The 21,123-nt window shown below is 40.2% G+C and carries 16 protein-coding genes; 15 read left to right on the top strand and 1 reads right to left on the bottom strand.

All coding sequences use genetic code 11. The annotated features are described in order from the left end of the window. Positions 1-12 precede the first annotated feature (12 nt). Positions 13-1,140: a cysteine desulfurase family protein gene (locus tag QJ048_RS18290; RefSeq protein ID WP_282335855.1), complete on the top strand. Its 1,128-nt coding sequence runs from the start codon at positions 13-15 to the stop codon at positions 1,138-1,140. A 188-nt stretch (positions 1,141-1,328) separates the two neighbouring features. Then, entirely contained in the window at positions 1,329-1,733 is a 405-nt protein-coding gene (locus tag QJ048_RS18285) for a hypothetical protein (protein WP_282335854.1), read from the top strand. Positions 1,734-1,912: 179 nt separating this feature from the next. Here the strand turns inward: QJ048_RS18285 and mutS are convergent, their stop codons facing one another. After that, positions 1,913-4,516: a DNA mismatch repair protein MutS gene (gene mutS / locus QJ048_RS18280; protein WP_282335853.1), complete on the bottom strand. Its 2,604-nt coding sequence runs from the start codon at positions 4,514-4,516 to the stop codon at positions 1,913-1,915. 259 nt (positions 4,517-4,775) lie between these two features. Between mutS and QJ048_RS18275 the strand changes: the two genes are divergently transcribed. The 13 genes from QJ048_RS18275 to QJ048_RS18215 all read left to right on the top strand — a co-directional run bounded on the left by QJ048_RS18275 (position 4,776) and on the right by QJ048_RS18215 (position 20,985). Beyond that, positions 4,776-5,321, top strand: coding sequence for an RNA methyltransferase (locus tag QJ048_RS18275; RefSeq protein ID WP_282335852.1), 546 nt, complete (start codon positions 4,776-4,778; stop codon positions 5,319-5,321). 121 nt (positions 5,322-5,442) lie between these two features. After that, positions 5,443-6,375, top strand: coding sequence for a UbiA-like polyprenyltransferase (locus QJ048_RS18270; RefSeq protein ID WP_282335851.1), 933 nt, complete (start codon positions 5,443-5,445; stop codon positions 6,373-6,375). 95 nt (positions 6,376-6,470) lie between these two features. Then, positions 6,471-6,881, top strand: coding sequence for a Holliday junction resolvase RuvX (gene ruvX, locus QJ048_RS18265; RefSeq protein WP_282335850.1), 411 nt, complete (start codon positions 6,471-6,473; stop codon positions 6,879-6,881). Between the two features lie 164 nt (positions 6,882-7,045). Continuing rightward, positions 7,046-7,624, top strand: coding sequence for a peptide deformylase (def, locus tag QJ048_RS18260; RefSeq protein WP_282335849.1), 579 nt, complete (start codon positions 7,046-7,048; stop codon positions 7,622-7,624). 71 nt (positions 7,625-7,695) lie between these two features. Further along, complete coding sequence (locus QJ048_RS18255; RefSeq protein ID WP_282335848.1) at positions 7,696-8,640, top strand: hypothetical protein; 945 nt, start codon at positions 7,696-7,698, stop codon at positions 8,638-8,640. Between the two features lie 434 nt (positions 8,641-9,074). Next, a complete protein-coding gene (locus tag QJ048_RS18250; protein WP_282335847.1) occupies positions 9,075-9,650 on the top strand; it encodes an RNA polymerase sigma factor in 576 nt (191 codons plus the stop codon). A gap of 96 nt (positions 9,651-9,746) precedes the next feature. Then, complete coding sequence (locus tag QJ048_RS18245; RefSeq protein WP_282335846.1) at positions 9,747-10,769, top strand: FecR family protein; 1,023 nt, start codon at positions 9,747-9,749, stop codon at positions 10,767-10,769. A gap of 35 nt (positions 10,770-10,804) precedes the next feature. Beyond that, the gene (locus QJ048_RS18240) at positions 10,805-14,356 is read left to right on the top strand and encodes a SusC/RagA family TonB-linked outer membrane protein (protein WP_282335845.1); all 3,552 of its coding nucleotides are present in this window, start codon (positions 10,805-10,807) and stop codon (positions 14,354-14,356) included. A 35-nt stretch (positions 14,357-14,391) separates the two neighbouring features. Next, positions 14,392-16,092: a RagB/SusD family nutrient uptake outer membrane protein gene (locus tag QJ048_RS18235; RefSeq protein ID WP_282335844.1), complete on the top strand. Its 1,701-nt coding sequence runs from the start codon at positions 14,392-14,394 to the stop codon at positions 16,090-16,092. 67 nt (positions 16,093-16,159) lie between these two features. Then, a complete protein-coding gene (locus QJ048_RS18230; protein WP_282335843.1) occupies positions 16,160-17,644 on the top strand; it encodes a leucine-rich repeat domain-containing protein in 1,485 nt (494 codons plus the stop codon). Positions 17,645-17,771: 127 nt separating this feature from the next. Then, positions 17,772-18,692 (top strand): TlpA family protein disulfide reductase, encoded by a 921-nt coding sequence (locus tag QJ048_RS18225; RefSeq protein ID WP_282335842.1) that lies wholly within the window; start codon positions 17,772-17,774, stop codon positions 18,690-18,692. 106 nt (positions 18,693-18,798) lie between these two features. Continuing rightward, complete coding sequence (locus QJ048_RS18220) at positions 18,799-19,668, top strand: TlpA family protein disulfide reductase (RefSeq protein ID WP_282335841.1); 870 nt, start codon at positions 18,799-18,801, stop codon at positions 19,666-19,668. A gap of 96 nt (positions 19,669-19,764) precedes the next feature. Beyond that, a complete protein-coding gene (locus QJ048_RS18215) occupies positions 19,765-20,985 on the top strand; it encodes a thioredoxin family protein (RefSeq protein WP_282335840.1) in 1,221 nt (406 codons plus the stop codon). Positions 20,986-21,123 lie beyond the last annotated feature (138 nt).

Below are 21,123 nucleotides of genomic sequence, written 5' to 3'. Positions count from 1 at the left end.
ATTAAACAGATCGTGCAAAGAATATATTTCGATAATGCCGCTACCACTTCACTGGACCCTTCGGTTCTTGAAGCAATGATGCCTTACCTGACTGAAAAATTTGGTAACCCATCTTCTATATACTCCTATGGCCGCGAAAGCAGGCTTGCTATTGAAAACGCACGCAAGTCCGTTGCAAAAATCCTGAATGCACATCCCGCTGAAATCTTTTTCACTTCCGGCGGAACGGAAAGCAGCAACACGATTATCACTGCTGCGATCAGAGATCTCGGTTGCAAACACATTATTTCTTCTCCAATAGAGCATCACGCCACATTACATTCTGTAGAATACTTACATCACAACGATGAGATAAAGCTCAGCTTTGTAAAGGTGTTGCCAAGTGGTCACATTGATCTCGAAGATCTGGAAAAATTGTTGGCAGATAGCGAAGAAAGATCGTTGGTGACGTTGATGCATGCCAATAACGAAATTGGTAATTTACTTGATTTGCACGCGGTAGGTGATCTTTGTCAAAAGTATAATGCAATATTCCATTCAGATACGGTACAAACGGTAGGACACTACCCATTTGATTTGCGTAATACACCGGTACACTTTATAACCGGCGCCGGTCACAAATTCCATGGCCCTAAAGGCGTTGGTATTTTGTACATAAATGAAAATGTAAAGATTAAACCTTACATACACGGCGGTTCGCAAGAGCGTAATATGCGTGCCGGTACTGAAAATCTTTACGGCATTGTTGGTTTTGCAAAAGCATTGGAAATCGCAACAGCTAACTACGAAAAAGACAGCGCTTACATCAAAGACCTTAAGACTTACATGAAGGAACAATTGCAAAAGAATTTTTCCGGTCTGAGTTTTAATGGTGATGTGGACGGAAGAAGTTTGTATACAGTTTTGAACGTTTCATTTCCTAAGAATGAAAAGTCTGAAATGATCTTGTTCAATCTGGATATTAATCATATTTGCGTATCAGGCGGAAGTGCCTGTACAAGTGGCGTAGACATTGGCTCGCACGTAATACGCGCCATCAACAACAATCCTAACCAGGTTCCTGTTCGTTTCTCCTTCAGCAAACACAATACGAAGGAAGAGGTGGATGCAGTGGTGGAGAAATTGAAAGGGCTGGTATAAGGCTCAACGCTCAACGCCTAATGCCTAACGCAGTTCTGGTGCAACACCTTGCGTTAAGCGTTAGGCGTTTTGCATTGAGCTTTCAGCATCCTTGGTTCGCTTTTTGCATAATTATTTACGCGACGATTAAACATTTGTCGTTTTAAATCTTCCTATAGATAGATAATTTTTGTAAAAAACATCCAGTTATGAAACTATCGATCATCGCTTTATCACTATTCTCAATATTTGCGTTTAGTGCATGTACGAAAACAGAAGTGCAACAAGTAAAGCAGGCGTATTCCGTTTTATTTACGTTACAGCCTAATGCCTGGACCTTAAGCAGTGACAATAAAACAGCTTCCATTAATATTCCAGTACCCGAGCTTGATGCTTATATGAATACAAACGGCGGAGTGTTAGCTTACATTCAATTTGATGGAACCAACTATGATGCACTACCTGAAACATACGACGCATTTTCATATGTGGTAACGCATAGAACCGGAAATGTTACCATTTCAATATCGGATGTTTTTGGCGGCACATTGACGCCGCCGAATGCACCCCTAAATGCTAAAATTGTCTTAATAGATGCTGATCCATTGCATTAGATAATCAATCATATCAAATAATAAAGAGAAAAGCAGCCAAATAATTAGCTGCTTTTCTCTTTATTTAAAATCATCAACAATTATCAAAATCATAAAAATCCGGGTTCTTTGTTTCTCAATGAGGGCAAATGCGATTCGCCCCTACAATTTTCAAATTTTCAAATTCCCACATTTTCAAATTATTTCACTCTCTCCTTAATCTCTTGCAACTTCAGCAACGCTTCTACCGGAGTCAATCTGTTAATATCAATGTTATTCAGCAAACCGCGAATTTCTTCAAATGTTTGTGAATGTGCATCGAAAATAGAAAGCTGCATTTTAGGCATTGCAATCTGTTTCACCTGATCTTCTATGCTTTCATCGACGTGCTTTGATTCCAGTTGCTTCAACACATCATTTGCACGATCAATAAGCGCAGGCGGCATGCCAGCCATTTTTGCCACATGAATACCGAAGCTGTGCGTACTGCCGCCCGGAGCCAGTTTGCGAAGGAAGATAATTTTATTGCCGACCTCTTTATTGGTAACGTGATAATTTTTTACGCTGTTTAATTTGTTCTCCAGCTCATTCAATTCATGATAGTGGGTGGCAAATAAAGTCTTTGGCTGACAAGGCGACTTTTGTAAAAATTCTACAATGCTCCATGCAATTGAAATACCATCATACGTGGATGTTCCGCGGCCGATTTCATCTAGCAGGATCAGACTTCTGTCTGTAATGTTGTTGATAATGCTGGCAGTTTCATTCATTTCCACCATGAAAGTAGACTCACCACCACTCAAATTATCAGAGGCTCCTACACGTGTGAATATCTTATCTGTCAACGGAACAAATGCATCTGAAGCAGGAACAAAACTTCCGATATGCGCCATCAATGTAATAAGTGCCGTTTGGCGAAGCAACGCACTCTTACCACTCATGTTTGGCCCAGTTAGGATAATGATCTGCTGCTCGGTTTTATTCAGCTCAATATCATTGGCGATGTAAGTTTCACCTGTTCCCAAATTTCGTTCAATCACCGGATGACGCCCCTCTTTAATTACCAGTTCGTGGCCTTCATGCAGCAATGGTTTTTTGTAATTAAAATGATTCGCATTGTATGCAAAACAAAGCAAACAATCGATAATAGCAAGTATGTTACCGTTCGTTTGAATAGGAGCAAGGTAGGTTTGCAATTCATTCAGCAACGCTTCGTACAAAGACATTTCGAGCTGATAAATTTTATCCTCAGCACCTGTAATTTTTTCTTCGTACTCCTTTAGTTCCGGAGTGATGTAGCGCTCAGCATTTGCAAGTGTTTGCTTGCGCGTCCAGGTTGCAGGCACTTTATCTTTGTGAGTATTCGTTACTTCGAGGAAATAGCCAAACACGTTATTGAAGCCGATCTTCAAAGAAGAAATGCTCGTTTCTTCGGCTTCCTTTTGCTGCAGTTGCGTAAGATATTGTTTGCCGTTAGAAGCGATGTTGCGCAAATCATCCAGTTCGTTGCTAATACCACTTGCTATCATGCCACCTTTAACGGCAGTCGCAGGTGGATTCTCAGTAATCTCTTTCTGAATTTTTTCTTCAATATAATGACATGGGTTCAGCGCATCACCCAATCTTTTCAAATAACTATTTTCACTTTCCGCACACAACTTTTTGATCGTATCTACTTGTTGGAGCCCTCTTCCGATCTGAGCCACTTCACGTGGGTTGATCTTCTTCAAAGGAATTTTGCTCACCAATCTTTCAACATCACCGCACTGTTTGATGAGCTGCGAAAGTTTGGTTCTGGCATCTACGTCTTTGATCAAATACTCAACAAGATCAAGACGCTCATTTATTTTGGTAATATCTTTTAAAGGAAAAACAAGCCAGCGTTTCAGCAGCCTTGCGCCCATGGGCGAAACCGTGTTATCGAGCGTACGCAAAAGCGTTTGCCCGTTTTCCACGCCGCTGCCAAGCAATTCAAGATTGCGAATCGTAAAGCGGTCCATCCATAAAAAATCATCACGATCAATGCGTTGCATGCTCGCAATGTGTTGCAGGTTTGGATGCTCCGTATCTCTCAAATAATGCAAAACAGCACCCGCTGCAATCAATCCGCCAGACAGTTCTTCAACGCCAAAACCTTTTAAGGAATGCGTTTGGAAATGTTTTAGCAAAGTTTCCTGCGCATACACGTCCTGGAAGATCCATTCATCGAGCGTGTAGGTATAAAATTTACTTCCAAAAAATTCTTTGAATTGTTTTTGTCTGTGGCGCTGAAAAATGACCTCAGCAGGTTTGAAACTCTGCAGGAGTTTGTCTGCATACTCGCGATCACCTTCTGCAAGAAAAAACTCACCCGTAGAAATATCCAGGAAAGCAATGCCGTATTTATCTTCGTCAACAAAATGAAGTGCGGCCAAAAAGTTATTGCTGTTGTGCTCAAGTAATTTATCGTTTGTCGCCGTACCTGGCGTCACCATTTCAGTAACACCACGTTTTACAATACCTTTTACAGTTTTGGGATCTTCCAGCTGGTCACAAACGGCAACGCGATAGCCGGCTTTCACCAGTTTATGCAAATAGGTATCCATCGCGTGGTGAGGAAAGCCCGCCAATTCGCTGGAAGAAGGCGAACCGTTGTTCCGTTTGGTAAGCGTAATACCGAGCACTTGAGAGGCAATAATGGCATCTCCGCCAAAGGTTTCGTAAAAGTCACCCACACGAAACAACAAAACTGCGTCAGGGTAGCGCTTTTTAATTGCATTGTGCTGTTGCATTAACGGAGTTTCAGTGCCAGTTGCTTTTGCCATAGCTGGCAAATTTAGCAATTGGCGGCAAGTTGCAGGTTGCGAACAGCAGGTTGTCAGGGGCTAATTTTTGACAAGTTATCAACAGGGGAATAGAATTTCACGCGGCGAACGCGGCGAAAAAGCGACACAGCGGTTTGCGAAAGTCGGACTTCTACTGCGTCCTGAAAAGGGTGACGATGGAACGCTGCACCGCTGCTTCGTTGCGTTCGCTGCGTGAAACCTTCGTTGTTTTTACGTGAAACTGCCTAATTTTGCCGCTATGCGTAAACTGAGCATGGACGAACTGAACCGTAAGTCGGTGGAGGAGTTCAAAGAATCTGAGAAAGTTCCCTTAATTGTTGTTTTGGAAAATATTAGGAGCGCTTACAATATCGGAAGCGTTTTCCGTACAGCAGATGCTTTTTTGCTGGAAGCGGTTTATATATGTGGCTATTCCGCAAAACCACCCCATAAAGAAATCAAGAAAACAGCACTTGGCGCAGAAGATTCCGTTCATTGGAAAGGCTTTGCAAATGCAGGTGAAGCAGTAGAAGAACTGAAGCAAAATGGTTACAAAGTTTTTGCGATCGAGCAAGTAGAAAATAGCCGGAAATTACATGAATGCAATTTTGATACAAATGAAAAAATCGCCATTGTTTTGGGAAACGAAGTGACAGGAGTGGAGCAGTCGACCATTGCATTATGCGACGGTACGATTGAAATTCCGCAACTTGGCATGAAGCATTCGCTGAATATCGCAACGGCTGCCGGCGTTGTGATCTGGGAAATAGTAAGGAACTTTGTTCCGAAGTTTATTGAAAAGTAAAAAGTAAAAAATCAAAAGTAAAAAATAGAGCCTGACAATTATAGATTCAAAAGGTGTGATTACAAGCGGTTTGAATTTTAACTTACAACCATCCGCCAACTTCCAACTAACAACAATATTAATGAGTACAGTAAAAAATTACCTAAGCCTAATAAAATTTTCACATACCATTTTCGCAATGCCATTTGCGATGATTGGTTTCTTTCTTGGCATTACAACTACTGATTTCAATCCCGAAATGGGTAATAGTTTGAATAGATCAATAGGCTGGCCAAACGACACTACCAATTTTGCGATATGGCAGATCTATTTGATAAAATTTATCTTAGTAGTTATTTGCATGGTAACAGCACGCAGTGCAGCCATGGCTTTCAACCGCTATTTGGACAGGACTTTTGATGCTAAAAATCCACGCACTGCTATTCGTGAAATTCCTGCTGGAATTATTTCTGCAGACAGTGCGTTACGTTTCACAATTATCTGTTGCGTTATTTTCATGGCAGCTTGTTTTTTCATCAATACACTTTGCTTCTTCCTTTCCCCTGTTGCATTGTTTGTAATTCTGTTTTACAGCTATACAAAAAGATTTACACCGCTTTGCCATTTGGTATTAGGGCTGGGTTTGTCGCTGGCGCCAATCGGAGCATATTTAGCGGTTACCGGAAAATTTGAATTGTTGCCAATTTTATTCTCACTCGCTGTAATCTTCTGGGTGAGCGGGTTTGACGTCATCTATGCTTTGCAGGATGTCGATTTTGATCAATCACAAAATTTGTATTCCATACCTTCTGTTTTAGGCAAAACCAAAGCATTGAGAGTATCGGAATTGTTGCATTTGTGCAGTGCTATTTGCGTGGTAACAGCAGGTGTTTATGGACATTTTCATTGGTTGTACTGGGTCGGAATTGCGGTATTCATTGGTATGCTGTTGTATCAACACTCCATTGTAAAACCCAATGACTTAAGCAAAGTGAATATTGCCTTCATGACGGCGAATGGGATAGCTAGCGTGGTGTTTGCAGTGTTTGTAATCAGCGACTTGTTCATTCGATAATCATTGAATAATTGAATCATTGATAAGAGAACATGACAAATCATGACAATCATGAAAATCTGCGTTCCCTTCTCTCCAAATTTTCAAATTAGCCCATGGCTCGAATCCTCTCCATAGACTACGGCGGTCGCCGCACAGGAATTGCTGTTACAGATCCTCTGCAGATCATTGCAACGGGGTTAACTACCGTTGATACAAAAGAGCTTATGCCATTTCTCAAGAAATATTTTCAGCAGGAGCAGGTGGAACTGGTAATTATTGGTGAACCCAAAAACTGGGACGATTCCGATACGCACGCGACTCCGCTTGTGAATGCATTTGTAAAACAATTTGCCAAGGATTTCCCAGCGCTTCCCTACAAAATGGTGGACGAACGCTATACCTCTAAAATGGCCAAACAAAGTATGATCGACAGCGGCATGAAGAAAAAGGATCGCCGAAACAAGAAACTGGTAGATGAAATTGCCGCGACCATTATGCTGCAAGAGTACTTGCAGCAAATTTGAAAATTTGAAAATGCTCTAGGCGTAACCTTGCTTATATTCTTTCCAACTTACTGAAAGTCAATGATATTATTAGTGTTCTCAGTCATTGAACACAATTTTCAAATTTTCAAATTCCCACATTTTCAAATTGTCCCTACCTTTGCCAATTAATAAATAATCGAAAGATGATACTTCCAATTGTAGCATACGGACATCCGGTATTGAGAAAAGTGGCACAGGATATAACGCCGGATTATCCGAATTTAAAGGAGTTTATTGCGGATATGTGGGAAACAATGTACTACAGCAATGGCGTTGGGATTGCAGCTCCCCAGGTGAATCGAGATGTTAGGCTTTTTGTGGTTGATAGCGAGCAAATTATCAATAACCTTGACGACGATGAGAAGAATGAATATCCAAACGATAAAGGCGTTAAACAGGTTTTTATCAATGCACACGTAACAGAGCTGAACGGTGAAGAATGGGCGTATAATGAAGGTTGTCTAAGCATACCAAAAATCCGCGAAGATGTTTATAGGGCAGAATCTGTTACCATTGAATACCAGGATGAAAACTTTGAACACCACGAAAAAACTTTCAATGGCATCACTGCAAGAGTTATCCTGCACGAATATGATCACATTGAAGGAAAATTGTTCATTGACTACCTGAAGCCGTTGAAAAAGAAATTGTTGAAAGGTAAATTGGACGATATTTCTAAAGGAAAAATCAGAGTGGATTACAAAATGATGTTCGCTAAGTAGAGACGCATGACAATGCGTCTTTTCAAAAACAATGTTCGCAGAATAGAAACGAAACACAAACCCGTCCTTATATGAGAAAGAATAAAAAATATACAATCGTTTTATTCTTTCTCTTTTTTTGTGCCTTCACCGTGCTCGCCCAAGATAGCACGGTCACGATCGACAAAAAAGTGGTTACCCTAAAGGAGGTGATTGTCCGCAGCAACTTCGATGTAGCTTCTTTTATCCGCAGAATTCAAACTGATACTACTTTCTACAAAGCATTCCGTAATTTGAAAGTATTGGGATTTATCTCTCTCAATGACGTTCGCATGCTTGATAAGAACGGTGAGCTCGAAGCTATGCTCGACAGTAAAACTGAGCAGGTTGTAAAGAATGGTTGCCGCAGCATGAACATATTGCAGCAAACCACACACGGGGATATATATGATCGTGATAGCTCCTGGAATTATTACACATTGGAATTGTACGCCGGGCTAATGTTTACGCAAGGAACTGTTTGCGGTGAAACCAATATTGTAAAAGATGTTGACAGGAACTTAAGCGATAAAAAGGGAATTGAAAAACATAAGGAGCAGTTGAAAATGCTTTTCTTCAATCCAGGAAGAAGAATCCCCGGTGTTCCTTTCATTGGCAATAAAGTCGCGCTATTCGATGATGACGTTGCAAAGCTTTACGATTTTACAATTGATATGGAACCATATCTTGGCAAGAATTCTTATGTATTTAAAATAAAAGCCCGTAGCGATCTTAGCAGAAGCGAAAGAAACGATATTGTCATCAATGAAATGACGACATGGTTCGATAACAACACCATGGAAATCGTTGGTCGCAAGTATGATCTCAGTTATGATGCGGGTGTTTATGATTTTGACGTGCATATGGAGGTCCAGCTTACTAAGTTTGGGGAGTATCTTGTGCCTAAGATTATCCGCTATAATGGCAACTGGCATGTCGCATTTAAGAAGCGGGAGCGGGGCGTTTTCACTGCGACTTTGTTTGACTATAAACAGTAGAGGTTAAAAAAAACAAATAAGTATTTATACTTCATTTTGAGCTGCTTCTTTTAACTTTCACTAGCTACAATTATATTTATTCTATAATCTGATGGTAATTTATTTTGTTGTTTAGGTAGTTTTTTTATTTACTTTAATCATATATTTGATTTGCTAAAGACGAAAAAACTAACCTGCTTTTAAGAAAACGATGATGCATTAACAATACCTCAGAGTAATAATTAAACTTTGGGGTGGCCTTCAAAAGAAAGCCCCAATACTTTTAAAAACGGTAATTAACGAAAGTAATCAACCTGAATTGTTAGTGTTTCTATGCAAGATTTGTTATCGCCATATGAAATGTCCGCTCATCTTCACGATCGCACAATTCCAACTTTAACAAGCTACGATAGTAATAAACATATTTTAAGTTCTAATACCGGTGCTCTGAGAAAATGATCAAAGAATTTGAAATATGGTCAGAATTTCAGTCAGGTAATGGTGATGCGTACGCTCAGTTGTACAAATCGTTCGTTTCTCAGCTGTATAGTTATGGTATGAAATTTACCAATGATGTAACATTGGTTGAAGATTGTATTCAGGATCTTTTTTGCACATTGTGGGCCAGCAAAGAGCGCCTGAGTGTTCCCGGTTCGGTTAAAAACTATTTGTTCAAGTCATTAAGAAACAATCTTTATAAAAAAATAAATGCCCTTCCCGTTATAGTGGAAGATGACCATGCTCTCGATTTTCATTTTGAATTGTCGCTGGATGAAAAACTTACCCAAAACGAAAATTTCCAGCAGATCAAACGACAGATAGAGCAGGCATTGGAAAAGCTTACCCCTCGCCAGCGTGAAATCATTTATTACAGATTTTACCAAAACATGGGGTTTGATGAAATCGCCGATATTATGAATATGCAGGTACGTGCCACTTACAAGCTTACCGCAAGGGCGCTTGAAACACTTCGCATGCTGATTCCAACAACACACCTTTTCGTTTTATTGTTCCTTTTACGCACCCGTTAAACTTTTTTACACACCAGGAGAAAATCTTAATAAAAAAATAATTTTTTATGGGGCACTTTATTGAGTCGTCCTCTATTCTATAGTATATACCAACCTATGGACGAAAGAATAGAAAAATATGGACACTATGAACTTCGGGATTTTTTGCTGGATGACGATTTTGTCGCCTGGTGCAAAAATCTGCCTGAAGCAGACAATGAACTATGGGAACGTGTGCTGAAAACTTATCCTGACCTGGCTGATAAAATAGTCAATGCAAAAGAGTTTTTGTTACACAGTGTTACAAGAGATCAACTGCCAACAGACGACCAGATACAGAAAATGTGGCGGGTCATAAATGCCGAAACATTTGAAACGAAGTCATCTGGAATTGTAAGAAAGCTGAGCAGGTTAAGAGTTGCAGCAATTGTATTATTAGTAGTAGGAGCGGGTGTATTTTCTTATCTGGCTTATACGAAGGATACGAAGGTTAGTACCCTATATGCTGAAATAAAGCAATTGGAGTTGCCCGATCATTCAAAGGTTACTCTGAATGCAAATTCTGAAATCAGATATTCTGAAAAATGGAACACCATTAAACCTCGAGAAGTTTGGCTAACGGGTGAAGCGTACTTTGACGTAACTCACTTACACAAAGGAGCGACACCTGCAAAGCCAGGCGAACGGTTTATTGTTCACATAAATGGGCTGGATGTTGAAGTGCTGGGGACCTCGTTTAACGTTAATAATCGCCATGATGCAGCGCAGATCACGCTTACATCGGGCAGTATCGAATTGAGGTTTCCTGATAACAAGCATTCCGCAATGATCATGAAGCCGGGCGAAATAGTAAAATATTCAAAAGGCTCACTAACAATTGAGAATGAGGAAGAGAAGTCATCAGCAGCAAGTGCATGGAAGGAACATCGGTGGGAATTTGATGATGCTTCGCTGAAAGATGTATTGCAATTGCTGAAAGATAATTATGGGCTTGATGCTAAAGTGGAAAATGAAAAGTTGTGGAACAAGAAAATATCCGGAGCCATTTCATCCGACAATAAAGAGATACTGCTTAGCGGACTTTCAATTCTGTTGGATATAAAAATTGAACAAAAAAACGGAACGATTATATTAAAGTAATAACTGCTTAACAACTACACGCTAAACCAAAAAGCATGAGAAAATTGACTGCAGCTTTGGTCCTGCTTCTGGGACTTAATGTATTTTTTTGTCAGGGACAAGAAAGAAGCCTTTCTGATTTGACGTTGCAGAATGAATCAGACACGCCCAGAAAGCAACTGAAAGATATTCTGAAACAAATTCAGGATGTTTACAAGGTAAACCTGTTGTTTGAAACAAAAGTAGAAGGTCTGACTACTTCATATCAGATCAATCCCGCCAAAGATGTCAATCATGTTCTGAAAGAATTGTTGACTCCTTTTCAGTTAACCTATGTGCGGCTGAATAGTAAAAATTACGTGATAAAAGGCGCTCAGGCAGCTTCGGGTTCTTCTTCTGCTTCATTGGTGGCACAAGACGCTGTAGCCGTAGTGGATTCATCAGAACCTCACCCTGCTTTAATTGAAAAAATTGGAACACAGTCTGTCGATCCTCCTACTGAAGTGAAAGGTTTTGTGGTAGATGAAAATGGTAAACCTGTAGTAGGTGCGACAGTAATCATCAAAGGAACCAGCATTGGTTGTCAGACGGATGCTACCGGCGGATTTTCGATTAGAATTGCTGAGGCACATAACCATGTATTAATGGTTAGTTATATTGGCATGAAAGCGCAGGAAATCAATGTAAAAAACAAGGCTTCGATTCGTGTTTACATGGAAAAAGCCGAGCGTCAAACCGATGAAATCGTAATAGTAGGATACGGAAGGCAAGCGAAGAAGGATGTGGTTACCGCAGTTTCAACAATCCAGGCTGATGAGATCATGCAGATGCCTTCAGTAAATGTTGGAGATGCTTTGCAGGGCAAGGTAAACGGAGCAATTATTGCTGCGGTTGGCGGCGCTCCTGGCAGCAGACCTGTTATTATGATTCGCGGTAATGATCCAAATCCAAAGCATTCGCCTTTAATTGTATTGGATGGAGTGCCTCTTTATAGAGATCATCCAAATGCTCCTGATGATATTATTAAAAATTCTAATCAATTTGCTTTAAGTACCGGCGGTAGTGTTGGAATGTCACTAAGTGATATAAACCCCGACGACGTTGAGAGTATTACGGTCCTGAAAGACAATGCGGCAACAGCTGTTTACGGTATGCAGGGTGCTTATGGTGTTCTTGTCATCACCACCAAACGGGGCAAAATGGGTAAGCCTCAGTTTTCTTATACTGCTAATTTTGGTTGGGATAAACCGTCCAAATTCCCCAAAATGCTTAGTGGCGTTGATTATGCTAAAGCATCTAATGAAATGTATCAAAATGATGGTTACGGAACGTACTATTCACCCGGAGCAATCGATTCAATACAAAGTGGGAAGTATCCGTGGGTTTATAGTCCAATAAGCCTTTATGAGAGCGACATTCAACGTACTGCGATGGCCCAGACACACTCACTTGGAGCGTCGGGAGGCACTGAGGCGGTTCGTTACTATGTGAATGGTTCAATAGCTGACCAGAAAGGCATTCTTACTGCGTATGACTATAGACGTTATTCGATCCTTTCTAATTTGGATATTAAGCTTCATCGCGATTTGAAACTGGGATTAAATATGCAATATGTTAGCTCCAACCAGTCAAGTCCAATTACCTCCCAATCGGGTGTATTCCTGGATATCCTGACAGCCAATCCTCTTACGCCTCTTTTCAATAAGGATGGTTCGTTATATGGCAACGGTTCTAATAAATGGGCAAATACACAGCCGGATCTATCAGGATACATACATAACCAAAGTAGCAATATGAATGTACAGGCTAACTTCACTTACACACCTATTGCTATTAAAGGGCTAACGATCAAAATGAATAACAGTCTTAGCTCTAATAATTTACAATACAAAAAGCTGCAAAAATTTTACAAGACGTTTGTGCCTGACACAACATCACCGACAGGCTACAGACAAACCGGTGGATTTCAAAACTCACCTACAAACAGCAATTCACTCACAGAGGATCTTGGAAGTGTTAGTTCTTATAACACAGACTTTGGTTTTGACTACTCCAAATCATTTGCGAGGCATAGTTTGGGCCTGACAGCATTAGGAACATACTACTATTCAACCACTACATATCTGCAGGCTTTCCGCTACGGACTTATTGATGGTGTTGAGATTATTAATGGCGGTATGGCCACTGGACAGACGAATGGAGGAGTGGAAACGCATGATGGTAGAATTGGCGGTGTTTTGCGCTTAAATTACAATTTTGCAAAAAAATACTATCTGGAGTATAGTATGCGTGCTGATGCCTCTAACCATTATGCTCCGGATAAGAGATGGGGTTATTTTCCGGGTGGCGCTGTATCCTGGCGCATAAGCGAAGAAAAGTTTATGAAAAATAACGTGAAGTTTATTAATGACTTGAAACTACGAGCATCTATAGGCCTTACGGGAATTGATCAAACCAATCCCTACAGTTACTACTACAATTACAATATCGTTAATTCCGGTCCTGGCGGCGGTGGCGGTGGCTACGCTTTTGGAGGCAACGGAACGACAAGCAGTGCTTATCAGCCTGGTTTCGTGTTGGCCAATTCTGTATTGCCTAATCCAAATATACTCTGGGCAAAAAGCCTGATGCGCAATATAGGCCTTGATTTCTCATTATGGAGAAACTTCATTAGCGGAACTTTTGATATCTATGATAAACATGTCACCGGGCTTCAGGTAAGTAAATCGTTCAGTACTCCGGCAACATTGGGAATTAGTGCCCCATACACCAATTCAGGGGAACAGCACTTTAACGGATTCGAAGTCTCTCTTACAAATAATGCGAAATTAAACAGGAACATGTCCTTACAAACTATGTTTAATTTCAGTTATACCAATAGCCGTGCTATTGATGCTGGCTACTCCACACTTTATCCCGCTTACGGAAGATACCAGGAACATGGCATCCAATACAAGGCGTATTATAAATCCCTTGGTTTGTTTCAAACGCAGAAAGATATTGACAACTATGCCGTTAATCAGGACGGGTATGGAAACACAATCTTAAAGCCAGGAGATATAAAATACGCAGATCTTAATCACGATGGAAAAATTGATAGAGAAGATATGGTCATATTTAACAATACCAATCTTCCTCCTTATTCTTTCGGATTGAATCTTACGTTCCAATGGAAAAATTTTACTGTTAACACCTTCCTCCAGGGAGCAGGCGGCAATGTGGCACAATTCCAACCGGGAAATCAGACAGAGTATGGCTATGAAAATGCATGGAGACCGGAAAGCAGAGATGCACGCTATCCCCGTTATTCCAATCCCGCTTTTTCAACCAATAACTCAGCGTCTGGTCATCCAAGCACATTCTGGTTGGTTAAAGGAGATTACATAAGATTTAAAAACCTCAAAGTATCGTATCATTTGCCAGCTCATACCGTGAAAAAAATTGGACTAAACAATGTGATGTTCTCTGCAGGAGCAACCAATTTGTGGTCATGGGCCAAATCAGGAATAAATGTTGTCGATCCTGAAATGCTAAATGTGAATTTGGAAAGCGGTGGCTATTATCCAATTCAACGTTCACTGAATTTGGGTCTTAATGTTGGATTTTAACAAATACAAGTAATCTAATTTTAAAAAGAAGAAAGATGAGAGCTAAAGCTTTTTTGACACTAATAATAACCTGGAGTATTTTTCTTTTTGCAAGTTGTCACAAGGTCCTGGACCAGAAACCTCTGGACCAGATCACTGACCCTCAATTATGGGGAAATCAGAGTAACGTAGTTTTATACACTAATAATTTTTATTCTCAGCTAACAACCGGGTTCGGTGGTTCCAATATTATTACAGGAGGTGCATGGTTAATGAGCTGTCTTACGGATGATGCAGTTACCGCAAATGCAAATAGTACTGCTCAGAAATATTATTCTACTTCCTCCTACGATGCCTATTACAGGACGATTTCTCCAATATGGACTTCACGTTATACATACATACGCAGAGCCAACATCTATCTTTCAAAAATTGACGGCGTACCCGGCGATCCACAATTGAATAAAAGATTAAAGGCAGAAGTAAGATTTTTGCGTGCATATTATTATTATGACTTAGTTCAATACTACGGGGCTGTTCCTATTATTACAGTTGCTCAGGATCCACGTGATTCAACTTTATTTCCTGTTCGGAATACACTTGATTCATGCCAAAGGTTTATTGCAAATGAGCTTGATCTGGCAGCAAATGACCTGCCTGCTCAATACTCAACTGCCGATCTTGGCAGGATAACAAAACAAGCTGCGTGGGGTTTAAAGTGTAGGATACAAATGATGAAGGCGTCATCAACGCAGTCACCACAGGATTGGGCAGCAGCAGCAGCTACCGCTAAGGGTATTATGGATTTGAAAGCAAACTCATTATTGACTATTGCCAGCACGGATTCATCAGTTCTTGCAAAAAATTATAGTAGTATTTTCTCTACTCCGAACAATGCAGAAATGATTTTGTCGGTACAACATAATTTTAATAATACAGAATTGGCGACCTATTTTGATTATAATAACCAATCTCCTTACTATGGCGGATTGGGCAGCACTTGCCCCACTCAAAATTTAGTTGATGACTATGAGATGATGAAAACAGGTTTGGCAACTAGCGCTTCCGGTTCAGGTTATAATGCTGCAAATCCTTATGCAGGCAGGGACCCGAGGTTTTATGCAACAATTTTATATGATGGAGTAGCATTTAGAAACCGGAATATGCAAATGTATAGCGGTGGCCAGGACATGGTCAATTCATCAGGACAGGCATACTCTAACGCTACCACTCCAACCGGTTATTATTTAAGGAAGTTTATCAATGAAAGTATTACCCCAAGCGGTTCTGTTGCTGCAAGTGGCTATAATTGGCCATTGATCCGCTATGCTGAGGTGCTGTTGAACTATGCAGAGTCGCAGAATAAAGCAGTTGGCCCGGACGCTTCCGTTCAGGCTGCGATAAACCAGGTTCGCACCCGTGCGGGCATGCCACAGGTAGCAACTAATTTAACACAGGTGGGAATGGATACAGTCATACGACATGAGCGTCGTGTTGAACTGGCGTTCGAAGATCAACGTTACTGGGATGCGAAAAGATGGGGCATGGCAGCTACCTGGTTTAACAGTGCTACCGGATTCACTCCGACCCGGAAAGTAACTATTACTTATAATGCTACAACAGGTGTTAAAACTTACTCCTATGGTACGAATTTCAACAATTCAAAAACTTTTGCAGCAAGAAACTATCTGTTTCCTATTCCTCAATCGGAAATAGATATACCAGGGAATAAATTAACTCAAAACCCAGGATGGTAGAGAGAATTATCATTTAGAGCCAGCAGGCGTTAAATGAAATTTTGTTTAAAAAATAAAATATTAGCAGATGAATAAAATTACATCATTGCTCATAGCTATAATCAGCACATCAATAATTTTTTTCTCTTGTAAAAAGTTTAATATAAACAGTCCACAGGATCCTCCTTATGCTCCGTTGGCGGACCATTCAATAACAATGCAACTTGCACAGCTTGCGCAAGTTGGGTCATTTACCAGCAGTAATAAAGGAGATTTTTCTGTTGCTACTCCAGCATTTAATCTGAACGGAAAAAATATTAAAGTGAGTTGGGGTGACGGAGTCGATTCTTTATACCCGGGAGGATCAGGTGTTACGGTAGTGGCCTATCATACATATCCACGTTTAGGTGATTATACGGTTACAATAACCGGTGATTCTTTAAGTGCCTTAGATTGTACCGGAAATAGAAATATGAACACTTCAACCAGCTGGTATAATCCAAGTAACTCTTTTATGGAAGCTGGCGTTGGACATATTGTTTCATTGTATATTACTAAAGTGCCTGAGATGACATCCCTAAACTGTAGTTACAACGATATACAAGTATTGTCAACCAGTGTAGCTGAACTTCCAAATTTGTCGAACCTCGTATGTTCTCACAACTATAGAGTTGGCTTATTGCCTTTGACAAATTGCACAAAATTGACAAATGTTGATTGCAGCTCCACGAGCATATCTAAATTGGATGTTTCGAATTGTCCACTGTTAACCAACTTAGCTTGCAATGAACCAACAAACGGAGGTAAATCTTTATGGGGAGGAATTAATTTACGGTCATTGAAATTAAACAACCCGGTTTTAACTAAAATAAATTGCTCCAACAATCAGATCGATTCACTGGATGTAACACAATGTCCCGCATTAACATCTTTGGATTGCTCAACCAATTATGCCCTTGTTTATTTGAAATTGAATAATCCGAATTTAACTACATTATCGTGTGGTGGAGGATCCGCTAATTTTGGGGGGCCTTCTAATCTAACCTCAGTTGATTTTTCACAAACTCCGGCTTTGACCTCATTAACATACGCTTATACAAATGCTCAAACATTGCCGGCAAGTATTGCAACACTGACAAATTTAACAACTTTGTCATGCACTAATAACGCACTCACATCACTACCAGACCTTACGGCACTTACAAAGCTGGCTACTTTGAAATTTTCTTTCAATTTTATCACTTCGGTAGATGCTTCAAAACTTCCAAATGCAACGCCTGCCAGTGGAAGCTACTTTTTATATCTTGATAATAATGCCCTGACATCATTTACGCTGCCATGGACGCCAACGGCGGCAACATTCAGGCTATACCTCCTGACTAATCCATTTGATGATGCAGCGGGTATCAGTGGCGCAGCTGTTGATCTTTCGCAATGTAAAAAAACTACTTATACAGTAGACGTTAGTTCCAGCTCTACTTCGGGGTCAAAATTTAAGACGGTAAATGCATCAACGCTTTCCACTGCATTAACGCTTTTTAAAGATGCAGGGGTAAATCTTGTAAAGAAATAATGACAGCATAAAATTTGCATAAATCACTATTAAAAGAAAATTGTTTCGATCCGTTAAATCTTTTATCAGAATACAGGTCAAAACAATAGAGTAAAATGTAACATCACTTTAGTAAAAAAAAATAAAAATGAAAATCTCTCGTAAACAGTTATTGGTTTGTGCGCTGGGCTTGGGCTTATATGCGCAGAGTAGCTTTGCTCAGTCTGCAAAGTTTGTGGACATCGATTCAACAGCTCCGTCCTTCAAAAATGCTGATTCAATTGCAGCGAGAAAGGCGGTCGTGTTGAATGGTTTGACAAATCTGGCCACAGCTACGCCAGAATTTAAGAAGGCACTTAATGAAGCTGCTGCAGATAAGAATTACAAGATGACAGATCAGAAGTATTACACAGCTGAGTTCATTAGTGTGCCATTCGAACAATATAGAAAATTGTTGTTCGATCCCACAGGAATATGGGTTGACGACATGTATGGCGACATCAACTACAGCAGAAAAGCAATTGTACTTCGCAGGGCAACGCCTGAAGAACAGGAGAAGAAAGTAGCTTCACTTAAGGGATTCTACGCACCTAAAAAGGGTACTTCTATTGCTCAAAATGATGTGGAGGTGAGTAAGCTTGTTGGTAATGCAGCTCCTGATTTTACAGTTACCACCCTTGATGGAAAGAAAGTAAGCATTAAAAGTCTAAAAGGAAAAGTGATTGTGCTGAACTTCTGGTTCACGCAATGCCCTCCTTGCAGAGAAGAAATGCCTACACTCAACACATTTGTTGACAAGTATAAAGGCAACAAAAATGTTGTGTTCCTCGCACCGGAGGTGGTTCCTGCAACAACAGCGGCTGACGTACAGAAATTCCTGAAAAGAGTGCCGTTTACTTATCAGGTTGGTTTAGGTGGTAAGGCAGCCGCCGATTTGTACCAGGTAAAAGTGTTCCCAGCCAATTTCGTGATCGACAAAAAAGGTATCGTTCGCATGGGATACGTAGGATACAATCCTTTCAGTCTTGAAGAATTAGGAAAAACGATTCCAAAACTTATTGCAGAATAATAATCGGAAAACGCTAATCGTAAACAGGAAATCGTGAAAGTAGTTCACGCTGTGAATGAAACTCGCGATCGCGGTTGGTGTTTCACGACTTAATAAAAATCAAATCATGTTAGGTAAGAAAGTATTTTGTTTATCGGCTCTGGCTATTTTGTCTTCAATCGGTGTGTTGCGAGCACAGACAGCAGTTGATAGCGTAAGCCAGGTGGAAGCAAGAAAAGTGAAGTATTTGTCAGGATTGCAAAAAGTAAATTCTGTTAAAGAATTGCATTACGCAGATTCGATTACAAATGCAAAAAACGTTTCAGAGGCTGATATTATTTGCCTGTCAAAGGAATACCAAAAAGTGCACCGTTACGAATTTGCGAATCTGATTGATCAAAGTGACTATAAACTGACAACAGATACTTATGTTGACTCCAACTCTGTGATCAGAGTTAAAGTTGCCAGAGCGGCCACAAAAGAAGAGCAAACGAAAGCCATCGAAGAATTTAGAAAAGTGGTATTTGCTGTAACTCCTGAAAGCATCGAGCGTGAGAAAATAATTGCATCGCAAATGAACAAGCCGGCTCCATCGTTTTCAGTAGTAGATGTAGATGGTGTAAAATATGATCTGCAAGAATTGAAAGGAAAAGTAGTGGTGTTGAATTTCTGGTTCATTGGTTGTGCACCTTGCAAAAAAGAAATGCCTGAACTGAATAAACTGGTAGAAAAATACAAATCCAAAAATGTAGTGTTTTTAGCTTTTGAAGTTAACGACAACACACCCGGAAAAATCAAAGCTGTTACAGAGGGTCATTTCAATTATACCATGATACCCGCTAAAAGAAACGGTATTTCGGTTCAGTACAAAATAAAAACATATCCTACTTCATACGTAATTGATCAATCGGGTATAATAAGATTTGGACTGGCTGCTTACAATCCGTTCAGACTACCGGAGATGGATAAAACAATTGAAACACTTTTAAGTCATTAAAGTCGTGAATGGTGAATGGTCATGCGTGAAGAAATTACAGCTATGATCGCTACTTCACGTTTTGACAATTCATCATTCTCGTTTCACAAATAGAACATGAAACATCTTGTTTTTTGCATAATTAGCCTTCTTACCTGTGTAGCATTGCATGCGCAGGACAGGTCCATCGCCTTTGAGCATAACAGTTCCTGGGCCGACATTAAAGCCAAGGCAGCCAAAGAAAAAAAAGCAATTTTTCTCGACTGTTATACCAGCTGGTGCGGTCCATGTAAAAAGCTTGCAAAGGAAGTGTTTACAAGAAATGAAATAGCTGATTACTACAACGCCAATTTCATTAATGCATCAATTGACATGGAAAAAGGCGAAGGTCCGCAATTGGCGAAACAGTATAACGTTCACGCTTATCCAACACTGTTGTTTATTAATGCCGAGGGTAAATTGATTAGTCAGCAGATAGGGGCCGTGGACAGCAAGGTGTTTCTGCGTGTTGGAAAAATGTCGGTGGGAGGACAATCACTTGAATCGTTGATGGCTCAATATAAAAAGGGTGACAGGAGTCCGGGTTTCATGAAAACATTCATGACCCGTATGGAAGGGCTTCATGAAAACACTTCTTCAATTATTGAAGAATATTTCAGCAAAACGCCACAAACAAAATGGCAAACGCAAGAAAACTGGTACTTCATAAATCGCTATGTCAGAAAAGAAGAATCACCAGTTTTTCAATACGTGCGTAAAAATCAAAAAAACTACGAACAAAAATTTTCGGCCGATTCTGTGTCAGATTATTTTGTAGAAGTTTATCGCAATTCAATTCAAAAAGCGGCCAACACTATTTTTCCTGCTGAAGATTTAAAAGATCTGAAAGATAGTCTCAATCAAATGAATTTTGCAGGTAAACACCTGCTCGCACTTGAATGCGATGCCGCCGCAGCAGATCGTAGCAATGATTGGAAGGCCTATGTTGATGCAATGGAAGCTATTCTTACTAAATATCCCAAAAAAGATACAGCAACCCAAATAGAGTGGTTGAATGCAACATGCTGGAAGCTGCTTCAGAAATCTTCTGATCCGTATGTGTTGCAAAAAGCAATAAAACTTGCCGAAACGTCAATGCAGTATAAGAAACCCGTTTTCATGGATACTTACGCAAGCCTCCTTGTTGAGACCGGCAATTTCGATAAAGGAATAGAGATAGAGCAACAAATTATGGCGATGCTGAAAATGAAGGCTGATCCCGATTTTTCAATATCGGATTGCGATACGCAACTTGAAAAATTTAACCGCAGAAAACTGGCGGTGTCAAATAGTAAATAAACCTTAAGACTACCACGAAATGTCACCGTGGTCAGAGCCCTAAAATCTTTTTCTCACGGTGATTTGGTTTTTATTAACCTGAGTCCCTAAAGGTCCTCATTCCTGAGGAGCTGGGGACTCTTTTCTTTTGGGAAGGAA

The organism is Pinibacter soli (genome assembly GCF_029961145.1).
Taxonomy (GTDB): domain Bacteria; phylum Bacteroidota; class Bacteroidia; order Chitinophagales; family Chitinophagaceae; genus Pinibacter; species Pinibacter soli.
This window is presented reverse-complemented; position numbering and strand designations above follow the sequence as displayed.